Annotated in this window: 22 protein-coding genes and 2 pseudogenes; 15 read left to right on the top strand and 9 right to left on the bottom strand. The window is 49.5% G+C overall.

Annotation, left to right across the window (positions count from 1 at the left end):
• The first annotated feature begins 329 nt into the window (after positions 1-329).
• Both FD34_RS01430 and FD34_RS01425 read left to right on the top strand, forming a co-directional pair.
• A complete protein-coding gene (locus FD34_RS01430; RefSeq protein WP_057806072.1) occupies positions 330-701 on the top strand; it encodes a winged helix-turn-helix domain-containing protein in 372 nt (123 codons plus the stop codon).
• Entirely contained in the window at positions 698-1,636 is a 939-nt protein-coding gene (locus FD34_RS01425; protein ID WP_057806070.1) for a restriction endonuclease, read from the top strand. Before FD34_RS01430 ends, FD34_RS01425 begins: the two co-directional genes overlap by 4 nt.
• A gap of 379 nt (positions 1,637-2,015) precedes the next feature.
• On the opposite strand, the gene FD34_RS01420 is transcribed toward FD34_RS01425, so the two are convergent.
• A complete protein-coding gene (locus FD34_RS01420; protein WP_057806067.1) occupies positions 2,016-2,378 on the bottom strand; it encodes a hypothetical protein in 363 nt (120 codons plus the stop codon).
• Between the two features lie 248 nt (positions 2,379-2,626).
• Entirely contained in the window at positions 2,627-3,643 is a 1,017-nt protein-coding gene (gene add, locus FD34_RS01415) for an adenosine deaminase (protein WP_057806063.1), read from the bottom strand.
• A 157-nt stretch (positions 3,644-3,800) separates the two neighbouring features.
• On the opposite strand from add, the gene FD34_RS01410 reads away from it, so the two are divergent.
• The gene (locus FD34_RS01410) at positions 3,801-5,138 is read left to right on the top strand and encodes an NCS2 family permease (protein WP_057806059.1); all 1,338 of its coding nucleotides are present in this window, start codon (positions 3,801-3,803) and stop codon (positions 5,136-5,138) included.
• A gap of 18 nt (positions 5,139-5,156) precedes the next feature.
• Positions 5,157-6,923 (top strand): adenine deaminase, encoded by a 1,767-nt coding sequence (locus FD34_RS01405; protein WP_235805958.1) that lies wholly within the window; start codon positions 5,157-5,159, stop codon positions 6,921-6,923.
• Between the two features lie 398 nt (positions 6,924-7,321).
• Here the strand turns inward: FD34_RS01405 and FD34_RS01400 are convergent.
• Positions 7,322-8,526 (bottom strand): annotated as a pseudogene (locus tag FD34_RS01400) (oxidoreductase).
• 303 nt (positions 8,527-8,829) lie between these two features.
• Between FD34_RS01400 and FD34_RS01395 the strand changes: the two are divergent.
• Positions 8,830-9,255 carry an OsmC family protein gene (locus tag FD34_RS01395; RefSeq protein ID WP_057806055.1) on the top strand — a complete coding sequence of 142 codons (426 nt, stop codon included), beginning with the start codon at positions 8,830-8,832 and terminating at the stop codon, positions 9,253-9,255.
• A gap of 15 nt (positions 9,256-9,270) precedes the next feature.
• Positions 9,271-10,284: a lipoate--protein ligase gene (locus FD34_RS01390; RefSeq protein WP_057806053.1), complete on the top strand. Its 1,014-nt coding sequence runs from the start codon at positions 9,271-9,273 to the stop codon at positions 10,282-10,284.
• Positions 10,285-10,652: 368 nt separating this feature from the next.
• Here the strand turns inward: FD34_RS01390 and FD34_RS01385 are convergent, their stop codons facing one another.
• The 4 genes from FD34_RS01385 to FD34_RS08530 all read right to left on the bottom strand — a co-directional run bounded on the left by FD34_RS01385 (position 10,653) and on the right by FD34_RS08530 (position 13,821).
• Complete coding sequence (locus FD34_RS01385; RefSeq protein WP_057806051.1) at positions 10,653-11,225, bottom strand: phosphoribosyltransferase family protein; 573 nt, start codon at positions 11,223-11,225, stop codon at positions 10,653-10,655.
• Positions 11,226-11,238: 13 nt separating this feature from the next.
• Positions 11,239-12,318, bottom strand: a complete 1,080-nt coding sequence (locus FD34_RS01380) for a hypothetical protein (protein ID WP_057806049.1) — start codon at positions 12,316-12,318, stop codon at positions 11,239-11,241.
• A gap of 302 nt (positions 12,319-12,620) precedes the next feature.
• Positions 12,621-13,571, bottom strand: coding sequence for an NAD(P)-dependent oxidoreductase (locus FD34_RS01375; RefSeq protein ID WP_057806047.1), 951 nt, complete (start codon positions 13,569-13,571; stop codon positions 12,621-12,623).
• Positions 13,510-13,821: a hypothetical protein gene (locus FD34_RS08530; RefSeq protein WP_152936739.1), complete on the bottom strand. Its 312-nt coding sequence runs from the start codon at positions 13,819-13,821 to the stop codon at positions 13,510-13,512. Before FD34_RS08530 ends, FD34_RS01375 begins: the two co-directional genes overlap by 62 nt.
• 229 nt (positions 13,822-14,050) lie before the next feature.
• On the opposite strand from FD34_RS08530, the gene ribB reads away from it, so the two are divergent.
• The 3 genes and pseudogenes from ribB to FD34_RS01360 all read left to right on the top strand — a co-directional run bounded on the left by ribB (position 14,051) and on the right by FD34_RS01360 (position 17,258).
• Entirely contained in the window at positions 14,051-14,707 is a 657-nt protein-coding gene (gene ribB / locus FD34_RS01370; RefSeq protein WP_057806045.1) for a 3,4-dihydroxy-2-butanone-4-phosphate synthase, read from the top strand.
• Between the two features lie 473 nt (positions 14,708-15,180).
• Positions 15,181-16,089, top strand: a pseudogene (locus FD34_RS01365) (PLP-dependent cysteine synthase family protein).
• 23 nt (positions 16,090-16,112) lie between these two features.
• Positions 16,113-17,258: a trans-sulfuration enzyme family protein gene (locus FD34_RS01360; RefSeq protein ID WP_057806042.1), complete on the top strand. Its 1,146-nt coding sequence runs from the start codon at positions 16,113-16,115 to the stop codon at positions 17,256-17,258.
• A gap of 108 nt (positions 17,259-17,366) precedes the next feature.
• On the opposite strand, the gene FD34_RS01355 is transcribed toward FD34_RS01360, so the two are convergent.
• Positions 17,367-17,687, bottom strand: a complete 321-nt coding sequence (locus FD34_RS01355) for a hypothetical protein (protein ID WP_057806040.1) — start codon at positions 17,685-17,687, stop codon at positions 17,367-17,369.
• A gap of 140 nt (positions 17,688-17,827) precedes the next feature.
• On the opposite strand from FD34_RS01355, the gene tpiA reads away from it, so the two are divergent.
• The 6 genes from tpiA to FD34_RS08720 are packed head-to-tail and all read left to right on the top strand — an operon-like array spanning position 17,828 to position 21,336.
• Complete coding sequence (tpiA, locus tag FD34_RS01350) at positions 17,828-18,640, top strand: triose-phosphate isomerase (protein WP_057806038.1); 813 nt, start codon at positions 17,828-17,830, stop codon at positions 18,638-18,640.
• Positions 18,624-19,484, top strand: a complete 861-nt coding sequence (locus FD34_RS01345) for an MFS transporter (protein WP_057806035.1) — start codon at positions 18,624-18,626, stop codon at positions 19,482-19,484. The genes tpiA and FD34_RS01345 overlap by 17 nt, the downstream gene beginning before the upstream one ends.
• Positions 19,462-20,001, top strand: coding sequence for an MFS transporter (locus tag FD34_RS01340; protein ID WP_083479768.1), 540 nt, complete (start codon positions 19,462-19,464; stop codon positions 19,999-20,001). Before FD34_RS01345 ends, FD34_RS01340 begins: the two co-directional genes overlap by 23 nt.
• 24 nt (positions 20,002-20,025) lie before the next feature.
• Entirely contained in the window at positions 20,026-20,571 is a 546-nt protein-coding gene (locus tag FD34_RS01335; protein WP_057806031.1) for a GNAT family N-acetyltransferase, read from the top strand.
• A gap of 15 nt (positions 20,572-20,586) precedes the next feature.
• Positions 20,587-21,159, top strand: a complete 573-nt coding sequence (locus tag FD34_RS01330) for a DUF975 family protein (RefSeq protein WP_057806025.1) — start codon at positions 20,587-20,589, stop codon at positions 21,157-21,159.
• A gap of 6 nt (positions 21,160-21,165) precedes the next feature.
• Positions 21,166-21,336 (top strand): DUF975 family protein, encoded by a 171-nt coding sequence (locus FD34_RS08720; protein ID WP_240088090.1) that lies wholly within the window; start codon positions 21,166-21,168, stop codon positions 21,334-21,336.
• 526 nt (positions 21,337-21,862) lie between these two features.
• Here FD34_RS08720 and FD34_RS08305 read toward each other — a convergent pair.
• A partial coding sequence (locus tag FD34_RS08305; protein ID WP_162255390.1) for an ATP-binding protein occupies positions 21,863-22,010 on the bottom strand: 148 nt, incomplete at its 5' end.

Here is a 22,010-nt window from a genome sequence, read left to right as displayed (position 1 = left end):
GTCCTTCTTTCTAATGGAATGTTGTGGTAACACCATTAAAGACCTTGATGGGTTTTCTGTCCACTTAAATGTTCAACTTAAATTTTACAATCTGCCATAAGAAAAAAGGTTTGGAAGTTTATCACGGTTTCGATGTTTTACGTGCACTTGGGGCTTGGGAACAATTTCAAGAATACATTAGGTCGTAAAACTGAACTTTTATGAAATAGACAAATAGGAAAGAGACCCCTCACTATAACCGTAGTGAGGGGCTTTTACTATTGTCTAACTGGATCGATTAAGACTATACTTAATAATAAGTAAAATATAATGAGAAGAAGTGGTTCAAAGTGTTCGAATACGAAAACTTACCTCGTGATAAAAAGGAAGATTATCTTGAATTAGCAATCTTAAAGTATCTTCAAATAGTTCAAGAGCCAGTTGAACGGGCACAGGTCCTCGCGTACTTAAGCGAACATGATATCTTTCTACCACATGAAGAATTTGAGCCTAATTCGAATGAGACTGATCTAAAAATTAAACCAAGGTTTAGTTTTGCGTTAACTTCTTTGGAGCACGCCGGACTAATATATCATCCCCAACACGGGATAATGGCTTTGACGGACCTTGGTAATAAGGTTAGAACATCAGATGCACACATTGTTAAAGAACTAGTTAGATCTGGTTGGCGTAAGTACAACGCAAATAAGGATAAGAAATGATTGATTATACTACACTAAAACATAGCTCTGATGGTATGCCAACTTGGGATGCTTATTTAGGTATCCTCTTAAAGCTTGCCATGAATAAACAGTTGTGGACAGCTGATGCAATAAAAACAGCAGCTGTAGACGAATTAAACCTTCCTGACGAACTAAGGAATAGGGAGTATAACTCAAAATCTACTGGTAATGTTGCCAAAAATCGTGCTGGCTTTGCACTTAGTGATTTAAAAATTGCGGGTTATTTACGTTCACCAAGACGAGGCGAGTATGAGATAACCAAGCTTGGCAAAGATGCTTGGAAGAAATATGGTCTTAATTTGAGTAGGACCGTTGTTCATGATGAGCCGCTATATAAGCAACACCAGGCTAAATTAGCTAAAATTAAAAGTGATAACAGCGATACTTCAGAAACATTGGCCTCATTTAATGAAGATTTAATCCAAGATTGGTTTAATCAAAAAGTAGATGAATTGAAAGATCAATTACTTGCAAAATTGGCTCAGATGAATCCGTATGCCTTTGAAGAGCTTATGGTTGAATTACTAAATAAGATGGGATATAAGGGGCCAAATGGTCAATCAATTGTTACTCAAAAGTCCAATGATAACGGTATCGACGGTGTGATTTATCAAGATGCATTAGGCCTCCAAAAGGTTTATCTGCAAGTTAAGAGATATGCACCAAGCAATCCAGTTGGTAGGCCTGAGATTGCATCATTTAGCGGTGCGGTTAAGCTTAAGCACACTGATCGAGGTGTATTTATTACCACATCATCGTTTACTACTGGTGCAGAAGAAGCAGCGCAAAACTTAAACATTACGACTATTGATGGTGAAATGCTCACCAACCTAATGGTTCAGTATGGAGTAGGAGTTGAAGTAGAAAAAACTTATCACATCTACAGAATCAATAAAGATAATTTTGTAGATTAGCCACTTTATAAAACTGACATTTTATAAAGGATGAAGTACACTTGTCGAGACTGATAGCTAAAACTCTGGTTTTATAAAGTGGTTGAATAACTAAAACTAAGCTTTTACTATGCGGCTATAAGGCTGAAAATGCAGTATAATATAGTTGTAACAAAGTATTGATGTCTATTGGACTATCACAAAAGCCTCCCGCTAGTGCAAGTAGCAGGAGGCTTTTTAATATGATACAATATTGCACGTAAAGAGGATTCTTTATGTAATAAATGCATTAGCTTCTCAGTAACATCGTTACTGGGAAGCTTTTGTGTTTATGGAAAAAGCCCCACACATAATCGTGTAGGACCAATAATAGAAGAGAGTTTACGACATTCTAACACTCTTATTCTTTGCGGACAATATCATCCCTGATTATTCTAGCACCATACTTCTGGCGCAGATTAAAGAGCTCCTTCTTAGGGAACTCATGGGTTAACACAGGAATATCCCACTCTTTTTGGAAAGCCATTAACACCTCAACAAACTCATCATATGTGAAATCAGAGAAGGGGAGCTGCGCAACAATTGCATTATAAACGCCAGGGTTAAACTTACTATGAGCTTCTACATTGATATTGTACTTTTCACTAAGGTCGGTAATAGAGGCCCAAAGATTGAGCTTTCCATGAGTGTGCTGCTTGAAGTCAGCAATGATTTCGTTACCCTTTTTGATTGCTAATCTAACATTACGAGTTTGATTTTTCATGATTAAAACTCCAAATATGATAGAATAATAAAGCAGGCAAGTTTGATGGACGATGGCCGACAAGCATTTCGGAGGTGGTTCCTATGAACCTTAGACTGATGAAAGGAATATCGGCCCATGAGTGCTTATCGTACAATACCCCTTAGGGTTGACACTTTTATTATTTAAAGTGTCAACCCTAAGGGGTATTGTACGTTAGCAACTTAGCCAACTATCGAGCTTCTTCTGTTTTGAGATGATCATCTCAATTAATTATTAGCGACATAGTCATCAAGTTCTTTGAGGTAAAGAGCCTTTTGTTCATCCGAAATCCAACTAGTTTCAAAAGAGTTTCGCGCTAACGTGATTACTTGGTCACGACTCAAATTGAACTTAGTAGTGATTGCGTAATAGTTATCACCAATGTAGCCACCAAAGTATGCTGGGTCATCGGAGTGAATGGAAACTTTCACACCCTTACTCATTAGTTCAATAACTTCCTTCCCCTTCATTTCAGGGCTAACAAACGAGTTTGAAAGTGGACACGAGGTGAAGCCAATCTTGTTCTTAGCTGCAAAGTCAACCAAGTCCGGATCTTCAACAACATTAGTTCCATGGTCAACCCGTTCTACACCGATAACTTCAAGTAATTCACGAATGTGTTCAATCGAGTCCTTTTGGTCAATATCAGCATGGGCTGTTAAGTGGAAGCCTTCTGCACTGGCTTTGGTGAATTGGTTAAAGAACTTCATTGGTGGATTATTATGTTCATCAGAATCTAGTCCAACCCCAAGAATCTTATCCTTATACTTCAAGGCTTCCTCTAACGTTTCGCGTGCGGAGTCGCGAGAAAAGTCACGTAAGAAGCACATAATTAAGCGTGCATCAATATTCAGCGCCCGTGCATCGACCGTTGCCTTGTATAAGCCATCAATGACCGTCTTGAATGCAATTCCTCGTGAAGTATGAGCCTGTGGATCAAAGAAGATTTCAACGTGCCGAACATTATTCTTTGCTGCTCGATGGAGGTAGTCCATTGCTAAGTCGTAGAAATCTTGTTCAGTTTGTAAAACATTCATTGCCGGATAGTAAACAGCTAAGAAGGAAGCCAAATCATCATATTGATATGATTGGCGAACTTCTTCAATTGTTGATTGACCAATATCAACATGGTTGCGCTTGGCTAATTTGAGTTTCAATTCTGGTTCCAATGTTCCTTCAATATGAACATGAAGTTCAGCTTTAGGTAATCCCTGAGTAAATTCCTTCGTGATTTCTGTAGACATGAACTGTTCCTCCAAATTAAAGTTCTTATTTTTACGACGCTGACGCTATTGTATCATTAAAAAATTCGTTTTCAAGCATTTTTACGAACAAATTCTCTTGATTTTCATTTTATTGTGTGCAATAATCCACACATAATGATTCAAAGGAGTGTAAGTCGTGAACAAAACACGAACATTATCTGGGAGGATTGATCGTGCCTTCCACATCACAGAGAGTGGTTCCTCAATCAAGCGGGAATCTTTAGCAGGTTTAACAACCTTCGTTTCAATGGCATATATCCTCTTTGTTAACCCATCTATTTTGGGTGATGCAGGAATGGATAAAGGGGCGGTCTTTACTGCCACTGCCCTATCTGCTATTTTAGGTTCATTATTAATGGGGATTCTTGCTAACTACCCGATCGCCATTGCTCCAGGTTTAGGTGATAACGCCTTCTTCACATATTCAGTGGTCATTGCCATGGGAATTCCTTGGGAGGATGCCATGGCCGGTGTTCTGGTAGCCGCTGTGCTCTTCACTATCTTGTCATTCCTTAAAGTTCGGGAAATTGTCATTGACGCAATTCCACAGGATTTGAAATATGCGATGGCTGCCGGAATTGGGATTTTTATTTCATTTGTTGGTTTACAAGGTGGGGGCTTAATCATTGCTAATAAGTCTTCATTAGTTGGCATTGGTTCCTTTACCGTGCCAACGGTTTGGTTAACGATCTTCGGAATTTTTGTTATCGCAATCTTGATGGCTAAAAAGGTGCCTGGTGCGATCTTTATTGGTTTAGTTGCGACAACTATTCTGGGTCTCTTGACTGGTTTGATTAAGGCTCCACACCACATCATTTCAATGGCCCCAAGTCTGAAACCAACATTCGGTGTCGGGCTAGAACACCTTTCCGTAATGACTGATCCTAAAATGTGGGCGGTTGTCCTGATCTTCTTAATTGTTGCCTTCTTTGATACTGCCGGTACCTTGATCGGTTTGGCGCAACAAGCTGGCATTATGAAGGGCAATAAGATGCCGCACATTGGTCGCGCTTTGATGGCAGACTCACTTTCAATGCTTGGTGGTGCTTTCATGGGGACTACCCCAACTTCTGCCTACGTCGAATCATCAGCCGGAATTGCAATCGGTGGTAAAACTGGTTTCACGGCTGTTGTAGTCGCCTTTTTCTTCCTCTTAAGTATGGTCTTCTCACCTCTGCTGACCGTCGTGACGACCCAAGTTACCGCTGCTGCTTTAATCGTTGTCGGTGTACTGATGGTCTCTGCTTTGCGTGATATTCACTGGGATCAATTTGAAATTGCTTTACCTTCTTTCCTTGTCGTCATTGGCATGCCTTTGACCTACAACATTTCTTATGGGATTGCCTTTGGCTTCTTAACTTACCCAATCTTGATGACTGCTGCTGGTCGGCGAAAAGAAGTCAACGGAATTATGTGGACAATGTTAGTTGTCTTTGTTGTTCTGCTCTATGTTTTGAATATCTTGCCTAAATAAAGTGGAGGCTTACTAATCATGTCAGAAACTAAATTAAGTGAATACATTGATGCTGGTGCTGCTAAATTACCTGCTGACCTGGTCATTACTGGCGGGACATTAATTAATGTTAATACTGGTGAATATTACAAGGCAGATGTAGCCATTTATGACCAACGAATTGTGGCCGTTGAAAAAGATATCACCGATTATATCGGCCCCAACACTAGAAAGGTTGATGCTACCGGTAAGTATCTTGCCCCTGGGCTAATTGATTGTCACATTCACGTTGAATGTAGTAAGTTAAGTATGACCCGATTTGCTCAGGCAGTCTTACCTCATGGGACAACCAGCATCGTCACCGGTTTAGACGAATACATCTCCGTAATCGGCTTAGATGGTTTAAAAGAAATCTTCAATGAAATCGCTCAACTACCATTCAATGTCATCTGGGGACTACCTTATAAGACTCCTTACACCATTCCAAAATCAACTATCTCTTACGATGTCACCGCTAAGGATCATGCTCAAGTGCAAACGGATCCTCGTTGCTTCGGTGTTTGGGAAACGGTTCGTGAATCCGTGGAAACTAAGGATCCAGATACCATGAAAGTACTAGAATTAGCTCATCAAAATCATCAACCCATTTTCGGCTGCTCACCAATGGCACGTGGAAAAGCACTCAATCAATATCTAATGAGTGGTGTTTCCGTCGATCACGAAAGTTACTCTCATGAAGAATTCTTGGAAAAAGCACGGAAAGGTGTCCACACGGTGATTCGTGAATCTGCCGTGACTAAGTTTCTGAATGAAAATATTAAATCAATTACCGAGAATGTTGCTGGGGTTGCTCGGCATACTAGTTTCTGCTCCGACGATGTGAATGCTACCAGTATTCTTTCTGTTGGTCACATCGATCACATGGTTCGATTAGCAATTCAGGCTGGCGTTAGCCCAATGACCGCAATTCAAATGGCCACCATTAATGCTGCTGAAGCGTATCATATTGATGATCGGCTTGGATCAATTGCTCCTGGTAAACGAGCTGATATTTTACTGGTCGACCATCCTGGAACTTTCAATGTCGAAACTGTCATTAGTCAAGGCCAGTTAGTATTTGACGATGGTCAAGAACAATTTGCTTTTACGGTTCCTGCCCGCTCAAGCGAATTAACGGCAACTGTACATCGTGACCCATTATCAGCAAATGATTTCCAATATCATACTGATCACGCTGATGGTACTGCACTGGTGGAAACGATTAACAGCATTGGCCCCTTCGTTCGGAAACGTCGTGACGTCAAATTGCCTGTTGAAGATGGCATTATTAAGCCTGATGTTGACCAAGACGTGGCCCTAGTTTCTGTGGTTGAGCGGTACGGAATCAACGGTAATATTTCTCACGGTTTTATCTCTAGTTGGTCTTTCAAGAAAGGGGCGATTGCAACCACTGCTGCCCCTGACGACAATAACATGGTTGTCGCTGGTGTGAACTATGACGACATGGCACTAGCTGCGAATAGGTTAATCGAACAAGGTGGTGGCCAAATTGTCGTTGTTGATGGTCAAGTGGTTGCTAACCTACCATTGCCAATTGCTGGGATTTGTTCAGACTTACCTGTTGAAGAATTAGCTCAACAAGAAAAGGCCTTGCAAGAAGGAGCACGGGAGATTGGTTCTAAACTGCCAGACCCTATCTTCTACCTTTCCTTCCTCCCAATCACTGCAATTCCTGATTTAGCCATTACCGATGGCGGAAACGTGGATTACACGCAATTAAAATACTTCAATCCAGTGTTGGATTAGAATAAATAAACGGATCCATCTCCGTACAATACCCCTTAGGGTTGACACTTTAAATAATAAAAGTGTGAATCCTAGGGGGTGTTTTGCATTGTAAGTTATTCAATTTTACGGTGTAGTGGGATAAAATTGGTAATCATCATTAAATACCGGGCACAGTACCAAGTGATGATGAATTGATTCAGCTCAACTGGTGCTTAAATTCCCGACCACTTAGATGTTCCAAACTGCGTTAATAAATTCGTTCAAGTTATTTCTTACAATCTGCCTTATACGAAGAAAGTCTGGCTACGTAAAAATCCTTCAGCAATTTAGGACCGTGCTGAAGGATTTTGAGCTTGTCAGGTGCAATGCACTCGACAACGTATCTCAATAATTATTATATCACGCACCTGACCGTCTTACTTCTTGAAGTGGTCGAGGTTGAAGGAGGAGCTTGTTCCGTTCTTCAGGACATCCTTGTTCAAAGAACCCGCCTGGTGTAGGGCGTAGATGGATTCCCTGCCTGGGAAGTGTGGTTCCATCTGCGGATCGGAGAAGAGATTGATCAGGCCAGGGGTGAGGTGGGACTTCTTAACCTGCTCCGGTGAGATCTGGCGGATGATCTCGTCGCCCCGGCCTTCACTGATCTTGAGGCCAATCTGGGGATCGATCAGGGTTGCCCGGGCCATTGCGACCAGGTCGGTCAGCTTGAGAGCGTCCGTGGCATCTTTTTCGGACATCACATCGCCGACGATGATCTCCTTGGCATCATCCCCGATGGCCGGTTGGAACAGCTCAGCAAAGGTCTTGTCGTTGTCCTGTGGCTTAGCGTCGTACTTCGGCAGGGAGAGGTGGATGTAGTCCAGGTCGTAGTGGTCGGTGATCGCCTTGATCAGTTGGGTGGATTCGTGCCAGGTGTAGCCGACTGTCTGATGGATCTCCTCGGGACTGATCCGGTAGCCAACAATGAAGTCCTGCGGGGCGTATTTCTTAACGACGCTCAGTACCTCCTTGACCACGGCCAATGGGAAGTTCATCCGCTTCTCCAGGCTGCCGCCCCAGTGATCGGTCCGGTGGTTGGAGAAAGCGGAGAAGAACTGCTGGATCAGGTAGTGGTTAGCCCCGTGGATCTCGACCCCGTCAAAGCCACAGTCGAAGGCTCGCTTGGTTGCCGCACCGAAGTCGTTGACCACGTCCTTGACCTCGGCGTTCGTCAATTCGTGAACCGGGTAGTCGATCCATGGAAAGTCCATCTTGCTAGGCACTTCGACTGTCCGCACGAGCTGTGGAGCGTAGTTGGCTTCCCGGCCGGAGTGGACCAGTTGCAGAATGGCCTTGTTGCCATCCTTCTTCAGGGCCTGGGCCACCTTGATCATCCCTGGTTTGAAACGATCGTCGTAGATTGCTAACTGTTCACGATCTTTGGCCCAGCTTCGGGACGGACCACCATTCTTGCGGACCGAGGTGTACTCAACGATGACCATCCCCGCCGACTGGGAACGGACAGCGTAGTAATCCAGGGTGTCCTGCGAAACGGCTTCGTTATTAGCATCGGTGCCTGAACCAGTCGATTGTTGAGGGTGGCGCCGTGACGAAATGTTACTTGGTCAGTCAATTTCTTCATTTTTATTGCCTCCGTTTGATTTCTTTTTACATGTTCAATGTATCACGAAAACGTTTACGAAGAAATTAACGGCTTGTGAATGTGACGTTCAGTAAAAGTGAACATATGAAAAGGAGACCAATAATCCAAGCCCCAGCATATTTTAAGTCCAAAAGTATACAGATGTTAAATTTATTGATGCTTAAATATATAAACTATTCTACTTATTAAGATACATTTATCCGCCTACCTGTACCTTTTTTCTTTGAAATCCAACACGACCAAGCTATAATAAAGTAAGCGGATTCAAAGGAGGTACCCATATTGGCGGATAAAGTTTTATACCAAACGATAGTTGAAAACTCTGCGGGAATTGCAGGTCATGCCAAAGTTATTACTGGTGGGAATCTTGATGTTCTGACGAGTAATCCGGTTCACGATACACCAGGGACTAATCCGGAACAATTAATTGGCCTAGCGCTTGCGACTTGTTTGAATGCGACGATCGAGGCCGAAGAAAAGCGCCGCGGTCTTCCCCATAGGAGCTCCGTTCGCGTTGGCATCAAAATGGGGTTTGATGATCCCGGCTTCCAATTCTGGTTAGATGCTCAAGTGAGAATTCCCCAAGTCAGTCATGAGGAGGCCGCAGCCATTTTAGCAAAATGTGAAAGGCGCTGTCCGGTCGCTAAATTGCTCCAAAACAGCGCCAACGTTAAAGTCCACCTCGTTGATGAATTTAACTTTAACTAGAAGAAGGTAAATAACATGAAGTATCTCGTTACTGATAGTCGTGATATTCGGTATAATCTTGCCCTTGAGACTTACCTAATGGAACACGCCAACCTTGATGAGCCAATTCTGTACTTCTATATTAATTCGCCATGCATTATATTGGGCCGTTATCAAGACGCTTATGAAGAAATCAATCAGGATTACGTAAAGAAGCACAATATTATTATCACACGGCGAACGTCTGGTGGCGGTGCTGTTTATGACGATTTGGGTAATGTCAGCTTCAGCTTCATCACCAAGGATGACGGTGACTCGATCGGTAATTTTCGAAAGTTTACCGATCCGGTCATTGAAGCATTACATAAACTCGGGGCAACCGATGCGAAAATGGCTGGTCGAAACGATTTACAAATAAAGAGTAAAAAGTTCTCTGGAAATGCAATGAAGACTGAAAAGGGCCGAATGTTTTCGCATGGCACCCTAATGTATGATGTTGATCTTGATGTCATCGGGAAAGCCCTAAATGTCCCAGCGGATAAGATTGCATCCAAGGGAATTAAATCTGTCCATAGTCGGGTTACCAACTTGAAACCCTACTTCAAACCGGAATATCAAGATTTAACGATTGAGGAATTTCGGGATACGTTAGCCAAGACCATTCTCGGTGTTGACGATTTAAGTGATGCTAAAGAATACGCACTCGACGAGCAAACGAAGAAAGCGGTTGAACAACTTAACCAGTCAATCTTCAGCAATTGGGACTGGATTTACGGTAAGTCACCTAAGGCTGCTATTCAACACCGCCAGCACTTTGCCCAAGGGACAGTTGACTTCAGAATCACCCTTGAAAATGGGCGAATCAAGGATCTCAAAACTTATGGTGACTTTTTTGGGCAAAAGGCAATTGATGAATTTGAGCAGAAGTTAATTGGGGTTCGCTATGATGAAGAGGCAATTAAAGATGCCTTAAAAGACATTCAAATTAGCGATTTCTTTGGTAAGATCCCGGAAAATGATATTTTAGAACTGCTATTGCGGCAGGAGTGAAATTGCTTTTTTAAAGTGGATATTTCCGAAACCGCTATTAGAACGGTAGCAAGTAGAATATCGAAAAAATGGCGACTGCGGAAGACTGGGCACGGGCCCTTTCAATACACAGGCAAATCATTGGGGGCATAATTGAATAAACGGCAACATCCTAGGAGTTTTGCATGGACTGCTAGGGTGTTTGTTTTCATGGCGACACTCCTGCCGTGAAAAGTTAGGATCTAATATTAAGTTAGATCAAGAATTAAACTGATAAAACCAGAAAAAGCATTGCCTAGCCAAAAATTAGGTAATGCTTTTTTAAGTGACGAAATTGAAGCAGATAAATTTTATAGAACGCGTACTACGTGAATCATGGATGAGAGCGATCAGCCTTCCTTGACCGTCCCGTCCAGGTTAAAGAGGGGGAGCGGCTTTAAGAACTGAATATCGGTCCGTTGCGCCGCACCACCCTCAGCGAGGATCGCGAGCTTGCCGACCACCCGGCAGCCGGCCTGGTTGAGGAGCTGCTGGGCGGCGTGGATGGAGCTGCCGGTGCTGATGACGTCGTCGACCAGGACCACCCGTTTCCCCCATAGCCGGTGGACGTCATTGCCGTCGAGAACCAGCTCCTGCTCGTGGGTGGTGGTGATGGCGTTTACGGTGGTCACCAACGGATCCTTCATGTAGCCCTTCACCGACTTCCGGATAATCAGGGAGCGCGGGTGCCCGCTCAGCAGGGCCAGGTCATGGGCCAGCGAGATTCCCTTGCTCTCGACGGTGACGATGTAGTCGAAATTCACCGGAAGCTTTGGTAGCAGGAGCTTGGCGGCCGTGTAGCTCATCGCGTCGTCGCCGAGCAGGACGAACGAGGCAATGGCGGTGTCGGCGTTGATCGGGATCAGGGGTAGGGACCGGTGCTGGTCGCCGATGGTCAGTTGGTATGTCTTCGTTGTTTTCATTATTTTGGACCTCCTAAAGTGACGCCAGCAGTGGCAACAGGACCTTGAGCACCCCGCCGGCGAGTAGGCCGACGAAGGGGTCGACCAGAGCGGTCACTAGCATGGTGGTGGCGGCAACAAGCTGTTCCTTGCCGGCCAGGGCGGTCGCGGCGTTTTCCGGGAAGGTCACGAACATTCCTAGGACAAACAGGAAGCCCGCAATCGAGGCGCTGGGCACGTACTTACCAACCTTCTGCAGCCAGCCCAAGAGGAGGATGACCGCCATGATCAGCATCATCAAGCAACCGGCGATCACCGGCTCCGGGGCACTGGCGGTGGCGGAGATGATCGTCTCTACCGGGGCCCCGCCGAGCAGGCTGGTCCCCATGTCAGCCAGGGCCTGGGAGCTGGTAAGCAGGTTCAGGTTGACCGGGTTGGGCTTGATGCCGGTCATCTGCCCCGTGATCAGCCCGTAGGAGAGGTTGGCCCCGATGTTGAGGCAGGCAAGGCTGAGCGCTCCCCGGACGATCTGGAGGTTGATGGTCGGCTTGGTAAAGATGAACTTGCGGACGGTCACGCTGGCCGGTGGTTCGGCCCGGTAGTGCTCACCAAGGACGGCGTAGAGACTGGAGAGGATTACCGACAGGCAGATGGTCCAGACCAGGTCCCGGGAGATCAGGTAGGTGACCACCGCGACCAGGATTGACAGCCAGCCGGTCAGGCTCTTCTCGTGGACCTTTGACATGTCCAGGGCGATCTTGGCCAGCATGATCCCAACCCCGGCCATCATCGCGGTGATAACCTGGTTGCCGAAGACGTGGACGATCCGGGTCAGGACCCCGGTGAAGCCGATGATTGCCATGATGACCGACCCGCCGAAGATGATCGAGGTGAATTCGCGGGTGTTGCGGCCCAGCTTCCCGGTCAGGGCCAGGGATTCGGCCTGGAAGGAGACCGGGGCGACGGAGTGAAAGGCAAAGTTGATTGCGGCGACGAGCAGAAACGAAAAGGTGGTTGGAAAGACCGCAAAGCCGAGACCCATCGCCATGATCCCCTGGGGAATCCCGTTCAGGACAACGCCAATCGCGGCCATCAAGTCAGCAAACCAGTGCATATAATCCTCCTAAAAATCCGAACAATCTCTAAGACTTTAACGGTCTTGTTAATAAATTACACGAATATTATTGTATAATATCAAGGGAATGTCAATCTATAGCTTAACAAAATTGTCTGTGGCGGTGGGATCGTTAGTAAATTAAACCAGGACCCGTCTCCGGTGGACGAGGAAGGGATAAATTATTGGTTAGAAAGTTAGGCATCCCTAGCCCGTAATATAAAAAAGACGCGCTCCGCGTTGGAGCACGTCAGCTGATATTAGGTTATGTCTAGTTCCCGTGTGGGAGGGGGACAAGCACCTTAGCCCTTATATTCGATCACGTTTGGGTTCGTGCCGGTCTTGAGCGTCTCAGCGAAGTTATCAAAGCTGATTGAGATCATGTCCTCAAGGGCCGGTTCGGTGAAGGAGCCCATGTGCGGCGTGATGACCACCCGTGGGTACAGCTTGGCCATTTCCTTGACGTCGGCATTTGGCAGGTAGTCAAGGGATGGGAACTGCTTGTTCATGATCTGCTTCTCGTCGATGACGACGTCGGTGGCGTAACCGGCGATCTGTTGGTCCTTGATCGCGTCGATGACGGCCCGGGTGTCGACAATCTCACCCCGCGCCGTGTTGACGAAGATCGCCGAGTCCTTCATCTGCTTGAAGGTGTCCGCGTTGATCATGTTGTCGTTCTTGCCCGGGAAGTATGGCACGTGGATCGAAACGATGTCACTCTTGGCGAGCAGCTCGTCCATCCCCACGAAGTCGACGTACTGCTTGGCCGCCTCGTATGGGTGGGGGTCAAAGGCGAGGACGTGGGCGCCCATGCCATGGTAGAGCTTGGCCTCGGTCAGTCCGATCTTGCCGGCGCCGATGATCCCGACCGTCGAGCTGTGGACCTCGCGACTGAACAGGGTCGGCTTGACGGTGAAGTCACCCTGCCGGCTATCGTTGATGGCGAGGTTGACGTGCCGGAACATCTGCATCCCCAGCGTCATGGCCAGTTCCGCCACGGCGTATGGTGAGTAGTTTGGAACCCGGGCGATCTGGATGCCGAGCTGCTTGGCCGTCTTCAGGTCGATATGGTTGAAGCCGACCGAGCGGGTGAAGACGTACTTGATCCCGTAGCTGGCGAACAGGTTGAGATTCTTCTCGTTGACCGCGCAGTTACCGCGGACCAGGACGGCATCCATGCCCTCGGCCTCGTCACCGTTGTCGTTGGTCAGAAAGGCACTGACCAGCTTGAGGTCGAAGTGATCCTTGTTCAACTTCTAGTAGTCGTTTCAATAGTTGGGCCACCTGGGGTGCGGGGATCGTCAACTCATCGGGGGCCGCGCTGGTGATCGGCCGCCATTGATCTCGGCTGAAGACAAAGGATTCAACCCGGCAGTGACCATCTGCCATAATGGTCAGCTGCTGGCCGAGCTTGCCGCCGGGGATGATGTTGTCGTGCCAGGGGATGTAGGGGTTACTGAAGCTGATTGTCGCCCGTTGCGGCTGCCCGTACTTGGCGACCACATCGACCCGGCTTGCTTCTGTCGGTTTATCTTGCGTGCTGCATGCTGCTTGCTTCGCTGCCTGCTAGTTATCGTTATAGTTCTGTAATTACGGTTTATACAGTTTTAACTAGCTTAATTGTTCGCTATTTATTTCAATTATTGAGTTGACTAATAGTGAATTGTTCGTTATTATGAAACCACGTTCGAACGGTAGTCTGTTAATGAGGAATCTCAAGGGAGCGATTTAAATGGATTTTGCAACTGTTGAAGAAGGGCTCACACAATTACGTAACGGTGGTTTCATTATTTTGGCCGATAACGAGGACCGGGAAAATGAGGGTGACCTGGTCGCATTGGGCGAGGGGATCACGCCGGCGACCGTCCACACCATGCTGAAGGAAGCCAACGGACTCATGTGCGTTCCGCTGACTGAGAAACGGGCCCATCAGCTGGGCTTCAAGAAGATGGTTGAACACAGCACCGACCCTAACCAGACCCCATTCATGGTGACCGCTGACGGAACATACGAAGCCACCGGCGTAACGACCGGGGTGTCGGCCTTTGACCGGGCGGCGACGATTAATCAGATTGCTAAAAGTGATGCTAAGGCCAGTGACTTCAACCATCCTGGCCACATCCAGCCCCTCTACGCCCAACCACGGGGGCTGCGCGATCGGATTGGCCACACCGAGGCAGCCGTTGACCTGGCCTATCTGGCAGGGAAGGCGCCGGTTGCGGTCATCATCGAGGTCCTAAAAGACGATGGCCACATGGCTCGACGTGACGACCTGGCAAAGTTGGCGAAGCGGGTGAACGCCCCATTTATGACCATCCAAGAGATCATTGACTACCTGGACCGCCATCACCTGGCGACCGCCGCTGATGCCGGGGCAGTTGAGGCATAATTTTGTTATTATGAATAGTTAAAATGGGATCGGTACGCGCCTGGCGTTGCTAATCCCATTTTTGTTCCCAGAAGCTTGATCATGGATCGCCGAGTAGTTTCCAAATGATCGCCCTGATTGAGGGGGATAAAATATTTTTGTGCTTGTGGATCTAAAAAAAGTAAGTCGATAGTCACCTTTGATCCTTAAATTAATTATAAATGAAAAATAAATTAAAGTTCTTTAACAAAACGATTGACAGGGATCCGTTGATTACTTACACTAGGCCTAACTTAGGAAAGGATGAGTGCCATGCTAATCAACTTGTTAGTAAACGGTAAGAACTGTTGTTGTGGATTGCGTTCTAGCGGTCCACAATTTTGGCATTCTCATTTTTAGGTTAAAATGAAATAGTTCAAGCTAATTGTGAAACCATGGGCGCAAATTCAGGAGTCTGGATTTGCGCCCGTTTTGTTTTAAAGGAGGAATCTTCGTTGCTAGTTAATGATACCTACCAGCTCATCGGCCACACCCCCCTGCTTAAGGTGGGAATTGCCGCTCCCAACGACGTCAACATCTACGCCAAACTAGAGATGTTCAACCCTGGGGGCAGTATCAAAGATCGCCTGGGGATGGCCCTGATCGAGCGGGGGATTGCCCAGGGGCAGATCACTGCCCACACCACGGTGATCGAGCCGACCGCGGGTAACACGGGAATCGGTCTGGCAATTGCGGCGCTGAAGTACCAGTTGCCTGTTAAGCTGATTGTCCCGGAAAAATTCAGCTTCGAGAAGCAAACTCTGATGCGGTCCCTGGGCGCGACCGTCATCAATACCCCCAGCGAGCAGGGAATCACGGGGGCAATCGCCTATGCCAAGCGGTTGGCGGCTGAAACGGCAAACAGTTAACTGCCCCTTCAGTTTAAAAATTCTACCAACCCGGCCGTTTACCAACGAACGCTAGGACAAGAGATCCTCAGCGACCTGGCTGGCCGCCCACTCACGGCTTTCGTGGCGGGGGCCGGTAGTGGGGGAACCTTTGCGGGAACGGCCAAGGCCCTCCAGGCGGCCTACCCCCAGCTGAAAAACTACGTCGTTGAACCGGCGGGGTCGATCCTGAATGGCGGACCCAAGCACCCCCACCGGACCGAGGAAATTGGGGTGGAATTTGTGCCCCCCTTCTTCAAGGACGTGACGATCACCGGTGTCCAGACGATTGAAGACGACGCGGCCTTCTATGTGCGCTGGGCCGCCCGTCACCTGGCCCTCTTCATCGGCAGCTCTAGCTGGGCCGCCTTGGCCGCCAGTCTCCGGGTGGCGACGGACCTTCCCCAGGGCGCCAATCTGGTGACCATCTTTCCCGATTCCAGCGAACGCTATCTTAGTGAGCACATCTATGATTAAACAAGTAAGCGAGGTAATTGATAATGACGAAGTTTAATACCCAATTGATTCATGGCGGTAACAGTGAGGATCCGACGACCGGGGCTGTCTCAACACCGATCTACCGGGCCTCGACCTTTCACCAGCGTGTCCTCGGTGGCCACCCCAAGTGGGAGTATTCCCGTACGGGCAACCCCACCCGGGCCGCCCTGGAGAAGCTGATGGCCCAGCTAGAGGAAGGGGTGGCCGGGTTCGCCTTTGCCTCCGGTTCAGCGGCCATTGCGACGGTCTTTTCAATGTATTCCCGTGGTGACCACTTCATCGTCGGCAAGGACGTCTATGGTGGGACCTTCCGGCTGATCAACCAGGTCTTAAAGCGATTTGGCATGGAGTTCATGGTCGTCGACACCCGCGATCTGGCGGCTATCGAGGCGGCCATCCAGGATAACACCGTAGCCATCTACTTTGAGACGCCGACCAACCCGCTCCTCCAGATTACCGACGTTCGGGCCGTGACCGTCCTGGCTCGCCGTCACCACCTTAAGACGATCGTTGATAACACCTTCGCGACTCCCTACAACCAGCGGCCGCTGACCCTGGGGGCGGATGTCGTCGTTCACTCCGCCACTAAGTACCTGGCTGGTCACAGTGACGTGGTGGCCGGGATTGCCGTCACCAACGACGCGGCGCTGGCGGATCGGTTGGCCTTCCTCCAGAACTCCCTGGGAGCTACCCTGGGTCCAGACGACAGCTGGCTGGTCCAACGGGGGATCAAGACCCTGGCGGCTCGAATGCGGATCCATGAGGAAAACGCCGCCGCGGTGGTGGCCTTCCTCCAATCTGATGCGCACGTTGCCAAGATCTACTACCCGGTCCTTCCGGACTTCCCAGGGCACGCGGTGGCCGCCAAGCAGACGCGCGGCTTTGGGGCGATGATTGCCTTTGAGCTCCGGGCTGGTCTGGATGTCAAGAAATTCGTCGAACACCTTCAATTGATTGACCTTGCCGAGAGCCTCGGGGGGATTGAGAGCCTGATCGAGGTGCCGGCTGTGATGACCCATGGCTCAATTCCACGGGCGGTGCGGTTGCGCGACGGGATCAGTGACGAATTGATTCGTCTGTCCGTGGGAATTGAGGATGCCGCGGATATCATCGCCGACCTGAAGCAGGCGTTGGGACGGTTGGATTAAAGGACTGGTTTGATATTGTCGGACCGTGGTCGTTAACAACAGTCGGTTACGATGAATAGAAATAACAAATGGGACCGGCGAGCGAGGCTCAACCGATCCCATTTTTACTTACAGAACAAATTTGAAAATAATTGCCAGAACAATCGCCAGGACCCCTAGGGCAACGGCGTACCAGTGGTGGCGGACGTCATGAGTGGCGGTCACCGCCCGGTAGATGAAGCTCCCGGTGATGGCGACCAGGGCCAGCACAGTGACCAGCATCAGCCAGAACTGGCCGGACGCCGGCAGGTTGTGGTAGAGGTTGGCGTAGAAGACAACCGCGCCGATGTACATCACGAACGCGTAGCCATAGTTGTCCTGGCGGAAGTGTCGCCAGAGGAAGTAGAGAAATACGATCAGCAGGATGGCGCTGATGATAATCATGGTCAATGTAATACCTTCTTTACTAGTATTTGCTTCCATTATAGTCAGTTTAAGGCAAAATGAAAATTAAGACTTAAGAATTAAAAAACGATGACCAGGGGCAAAAAGTGTGTCATACTTGAAGAAAACAACGAGGAGGAAGTAAGATGCGCAAACCATTTATTGCGGCTAACTGGAAGATGCACAAGACCGTGGCGGAGGCGGTGAAGTTCGTCGATGCGATCAAGGACAAGCTACCGGACCCGGACAAGATTGAGGTCGGGATCGCGCCCCAGGCCTTTTCCCTCTATAGTATGAAGCAGGCGGCGGGGGATTCCGGCCTCCAGATCATCGCCCAGAACGCCGCGGCCGAGTACTCCGGCCCCTACACCGGGGAGCTGAGCCTGCGCGGGCTCAAGGACCTCGGTGTCTCCTACGCCATGCTCGGCCACATCGAGCGGCGGCGGCTCTTCGGTGAGAACAACGCCGCCGTCAACCAGAAGGTCAAAGCGGCCCTCCAGATGGACGTCACGCCGATCATCTGTACCGACGAGACGATGGTTCAAAAGGAGGTCAACGGGGAGATCCACTACGTCTTCCAACAGCTGATGAGCGTCCTGCACGGGGTGTCGCTTGACCAGATCAAGCGAGTCGTCATCTCCTATGAACCGTCCTGGGCGGTTGGGGTTGGCCAGCACGCCAACGCCGCCCTGGCCGAGGAGGGCTGCCGGATGATCCGGCGGACGATTGCCGACAACTACACCTACGAGATCGCCGATAAGATTCGGATCCTCTACGGTGGCAGCGTTAACCCGGACAACATCAAGGAGATCATGGCCAAGCCGGACATCGACGGGGTCCTGATTGGCCGGGCCAGTCTTGACGTCGACAACTTTTTAAAGATGGTTAACTACGCCGAGAGCGAGGAACAGGCCCTCGCTAAGGCGACTAAGAAGCAGGTAAATGACAAACAGCATTAAACCGCGCCTCCTGCTAGAGATTATCGCGGTCGGGATCCTGGCCTTCGCCGGGGTCCTGACGAAGACGGCAGCTAACGTGGCCTTCCCAGCCATGATGGCTGCCTTTCACATTAACCTGGGGACGGTCCAGTGGGTGACCAGTGCCTATATGCTGACGGCGACCCTGGTGATTCCTATGTCGGCCTACCTCCAGCGCAGCTTCACCAGCCGGGCCCTCTTCCTGTCCGCCAGTCTCTTCTTCACGGTGGGGACCGGGCTGATCGTCGGTGCGCCCAGCCTGGCCCTGGTTCTGGTCGGCCGGGTCCTCCAGGGGGTCGGCAACGGGATCGCCATTCCGTTGATGTTCAACATCATCCTGATGGCGGTACCACGATCCCAGCGGGGGATGATGATGGGGGTCGGAACCTTGATCACGGCAACGGCCGGCGCCATCGGACCAACCTATGGGGGCCTCCTGGTCGACCGCTGGGGGTGGCGGATGATCTTCATTGCCCTCCTGCCCTTGTTGCTGGGATCACTCGTCCTTGGCCTGGTCACCATCTACGGTGAGCGGCGCCCGGCCCGCCAACCCTTTGCCTTCCTGGACTATGGCTTGCTGGCTCTCGGACTTTTGCTGATCCTGCTGGCCCAGAACGGCCTTGGGGAGGCGGCACCGTTGGTTAGCCTGGCTGAGTACGGGCTGGGAATAATCTGCCTGTTCCTGTTTGCCTACCGGAGCACTCACACCGCGACCCCGGTCCTCAACCTGGCGATCTTCAAAATCGCAGCCTTCACCTGGCTGGCCCTGACCTATTTCACCACCTTCATGGTCTTTTTTAAGTATGTCTTTCGTCCTACCCAATGACGTTCAGTTGGTGATGGGACGGGGGAGCATGGTCGCCGGACTGGCGGTTCTTCCCGGGGCCGCGGCGGCCGCCATCCTGTCACCGGGTAGTGGTCACCTGCTCGACCGCTTCGGTGCCCGGCGGCCGATTATCGGCGGGGCGGGGTTGATGTTAGTCGGCCTGACGATCTTTGCCATCCTGGGCAGTCGGCTCCGGCTCTGGCAGCTGGTTGCGACTTACCTGCTGGTGATGGTTGGCCTGGGCCTGTGTGCCAGCAACATCATGACCTGTTCGCTGGACGGCCTGGCTGCGGACCAGCAGGCGGCGGGCAACGCCGTCCTCAATACACTTCAGCAGTTCGCCGGGGCGTTTGGGACCTCGCTGAGCGCCCTGATCATTAATCGGGCCCAGCGCCAGACCAACTTGGCCGCCCCGATGGCGACGGCGTGCGGAATGCAGAAGATTTTTGTCCTGTTTAGTGGCATAATATTAGTTGAATTAATTATTTTGACGGTGGCCCTGCGCAAGCGGCGGTAGCCACCGGATGGGAGTGATTTTTTTATGAAGATGAAGAAAGCAACGATGGATGATCTGGACACTATCCTGGCAATTTTGCGCAACGGCCGTGACCAACTGGCCGAGCGTGGGGTCGACCAGTGGCAGGGGGACTACCCGAACGTCCAGCACATCAAGGAGGATATCGAACACGGCTATGCCTACCTGGCCCAGTCCAACGACGACCTGACCGTTGGTACCCTGGCGATTGTCGACGCGCCGGACCACTTCTACGACGACCTGGACGGGCAGTGGCTGATGGAGACAGAGGACTACGTGGTGATTCATCGGGTCGCCATCCATTCCGACCACGCCGGCAAGGGCTATGCTTCCAAGCTCTTCGTCCACATGCTGGACTACCTGGAGGAACATCGGCCGGCGATCAAGTCGATCCGGATCAGCACCAACGAGCATAACCAGGCGATGCAGCACGTGATCGCCAAGAACGGCTTCACCAAGGTCGGGACCCTGCACGGTGCCTTCCGCCCTCAGGAACTGTCTTATGTCTACGAGCTGCTGGTGCCTAGCGCTAACCCGCACCCGCAGGTCTAGAAGGGGGATCGGGTCATGAAGACACGTAAACAATTGAAAGCTGAGGCCCGCGAATTGCTAGCGGGCAACTGGCTGACCGCGATTAAACTGAACATCGTGCCGGTGGTCTGCCAGGTGATCACCTGGCTTGTTATCACGGGGATGGTCGCCGGGTTGACCTACTACTTCACCCGGGTCAGTCCGGTCGTGCCCAGGGACTTCTCAACTGATGCGGGCAGCAATAACGGGACCAATTCGGGTCAGTCCTTCATCGGCGACCTGATCACTACCTATTTCTTGCTCAGTGTCGACTTCGCCCTGATCGACTGGGTCCGGACCAAGGTGCCGACGCAGACGCCGTTCAAGGACGCATTTCAGACGATCTCCGGCAAGTACATCCTGCCGGTCTTCGTTCTTTACGTTATTCAGCGAGTCCTGGTCTTCCTCTGGTCGCTGTTGCTGGTCATTCCGGGGATCATCAAGGCCTTTGCCTACTCGCAGACCTTCTACATCTACAAGGACGTCAAGGAGCAGGGCGGTGACACCGATCGCAGCTACTTTGACTACGTGACGATGAGTCGGCAGCTGATGGACGGCCATAAGTGGTAGCTGTTTGTGCTCCGCTTGAGCTTTTTGGGCTGGGACATTCTTGGTGTCCTGACCGCTGGGATCGGCTTCATCTGGATCACCCCCTACAAGCAGATGACCTACATGAACTACTACGTCTCCCTGGTCGGCGACCGCTACCACGAGTGGTGTCAGCCGAGCGGCGTCGTGAAAAAGTAAATAAGTGAGCTAAAATTATCCGTTGATTTCGCGTTACACGAGATCGGCGGATTTTTTGTGTTTGCGGGAGCGACGATGAACATTCATACCTTAAAGCAAGCCATCTAGTTCAAATTTACTTTAACTAAATTTAAACAAACACAAATAAAAAGAAACTAACAAAATAGTCAGTTCCTCATAAAATATGTTTGCGTAAGCCTGCTTATCAATACTAGAATGTTTGAACGAGAGCAGGACATTCTTGCCAGTTATCCGGAAACCCAAGAGCATCTAAAATGGTATTAATATTAATTGATTTAACCTTGTGATTAAGGTTTCTCATTCGCTTTCGAATAGTATTACTTAGAATACGGTATTCTGTTTTGCTGAGAAAACACTGTAACGAGATAAATGTTGAATAAACACTTTTTCTTGTGCCGTTTTCGTTAGTAATATTGTTTAAACTATGGAACTGCTGAAGGTAGGTGTCAAGGGCGGTTTAAAAATGTTATAAAAGGGCGGAATAAAATTGTATGATTTGGGCGGTTTAGGAATTGGCCGATGCTAGTCGATATGACTTACCCTTGATCTTAATTACATGTGAGTGGTAGACAAGTCGATCTAAAATTGCCTCCGCCGCCGCTTGATTATGCAGTACCGTACCCCAACTAGATAATGGGACATTGGTCGTTATG

It is taken from the genome of Limosilactobacillus pontis DSM 8475 (assembly GCF_001435345.1).
Lineage (GTDB): Bacteria > Bacillota > Bacilli > Lactobacillales > Lactobacillaceae > Limosilactobacillus > Limosilactobacillus pontis.
This window is presented reverse-complemented; position numbering and strand designations above follow the sequence as displayed.

Excerpts from the sequence above, each read along its gene's own strand:
- FD34_RS01335 (WP_057806031.1), top strand. The coding sequence starts at position 20,026 with ATGAAGATGAAGAAAGCAACGATGGATGATCTGGACACTATCCTGGCA.
- FD34_RS01340 (WP_083479768.1), top strand. The coding sequence starts at position 19,462 with ATGTCTTTCGTCCTACCCAATGACGTTCAGTTGGTGATGGGACGGGGG.
- FD34_RS01380 (WP_057806049.1), bottom strand. The coding sequence starts at position 12,318 with ATGCACTGGTTTGCTGACTTGATGGCCGCGATTGGCGTTGTCCTGAAC.
- add (WP_057806063.1), bottom strand. The coding sequence starts at position 3,643 with ATGTCTACAGAAATCACGAAGGAATTTACTCAGGGATTACCTAAAGCT.
- FD34_RS01330 (WP_057806025.1), top strand. The coding sequence starts at position 20,587 with ATGAAGACACGTAAACAATTGAAAGCTGAGGCCCGCGAATTGCTAGCG.
- FD34_RS01425 (WP_057806070.1), top strand. The coding sequence starts at position 698 with ATGATTGATTATACTACACTAAAACATAGCTCTGATGGTATGCCAACT.
- FD34_RS01405 (WP_235805958.1), top strand. The coding sequence starts at position 5,157 with ATGTCAGAAACTAAATTAAGTGAATACATTGATGCTGGTGCTGCTAAA.
- FD34_RS01345 (WP_057806035.1), top strand. The coding sequence starts at position 18,624 with ATGACAAACAGCATTAAACCGCGCCTCCTGCTAGAGATTATCGCGGTC.
- FD34_RS01390 (WP_057806053.1), top strand. The coding sequence starts at position 9,271 with ATGAAGTATCTCGTTACTGATAGTCGTGATATTCGGTATAATCTTGCC.
- FD34_RS01360 (WP_057806042.1), top strand. The coding sequence starts at position 16,113 with ATGACGAAGTTTAATACCCAATTGATTCATGGCGGTAACAGTGAGGAT.
- ribB (WP_057806045.1), top strand. The coding sequence starts at position 14,051 with ATGGATTTTGCAACTGTTGAAGAAGGGCTCACACAATTACGTAACGGT.
- FD34_RS01420 (WP_057806067.1), bottom strand. The coding sequence starts at position 2,378 with ATGAAAAATCAAACTCGTAATGTTAGATTAGCAATCAAAAAGGGTAAC.
- tpiA (WP_057806038.1), top strand. The coding sequence starts at position 17,828 with ATGCGCAAACCATTTATTGCGGCTAACTGGAAGATGCACAAGACCGTG.
- FD34_RS01385 (WP_057806051.1), bottom strand. The coding sequence starts at position 11,225 with ATGAAAACAACGAAGACATACCAACTGACCATCGGCGACCAGCACCGG.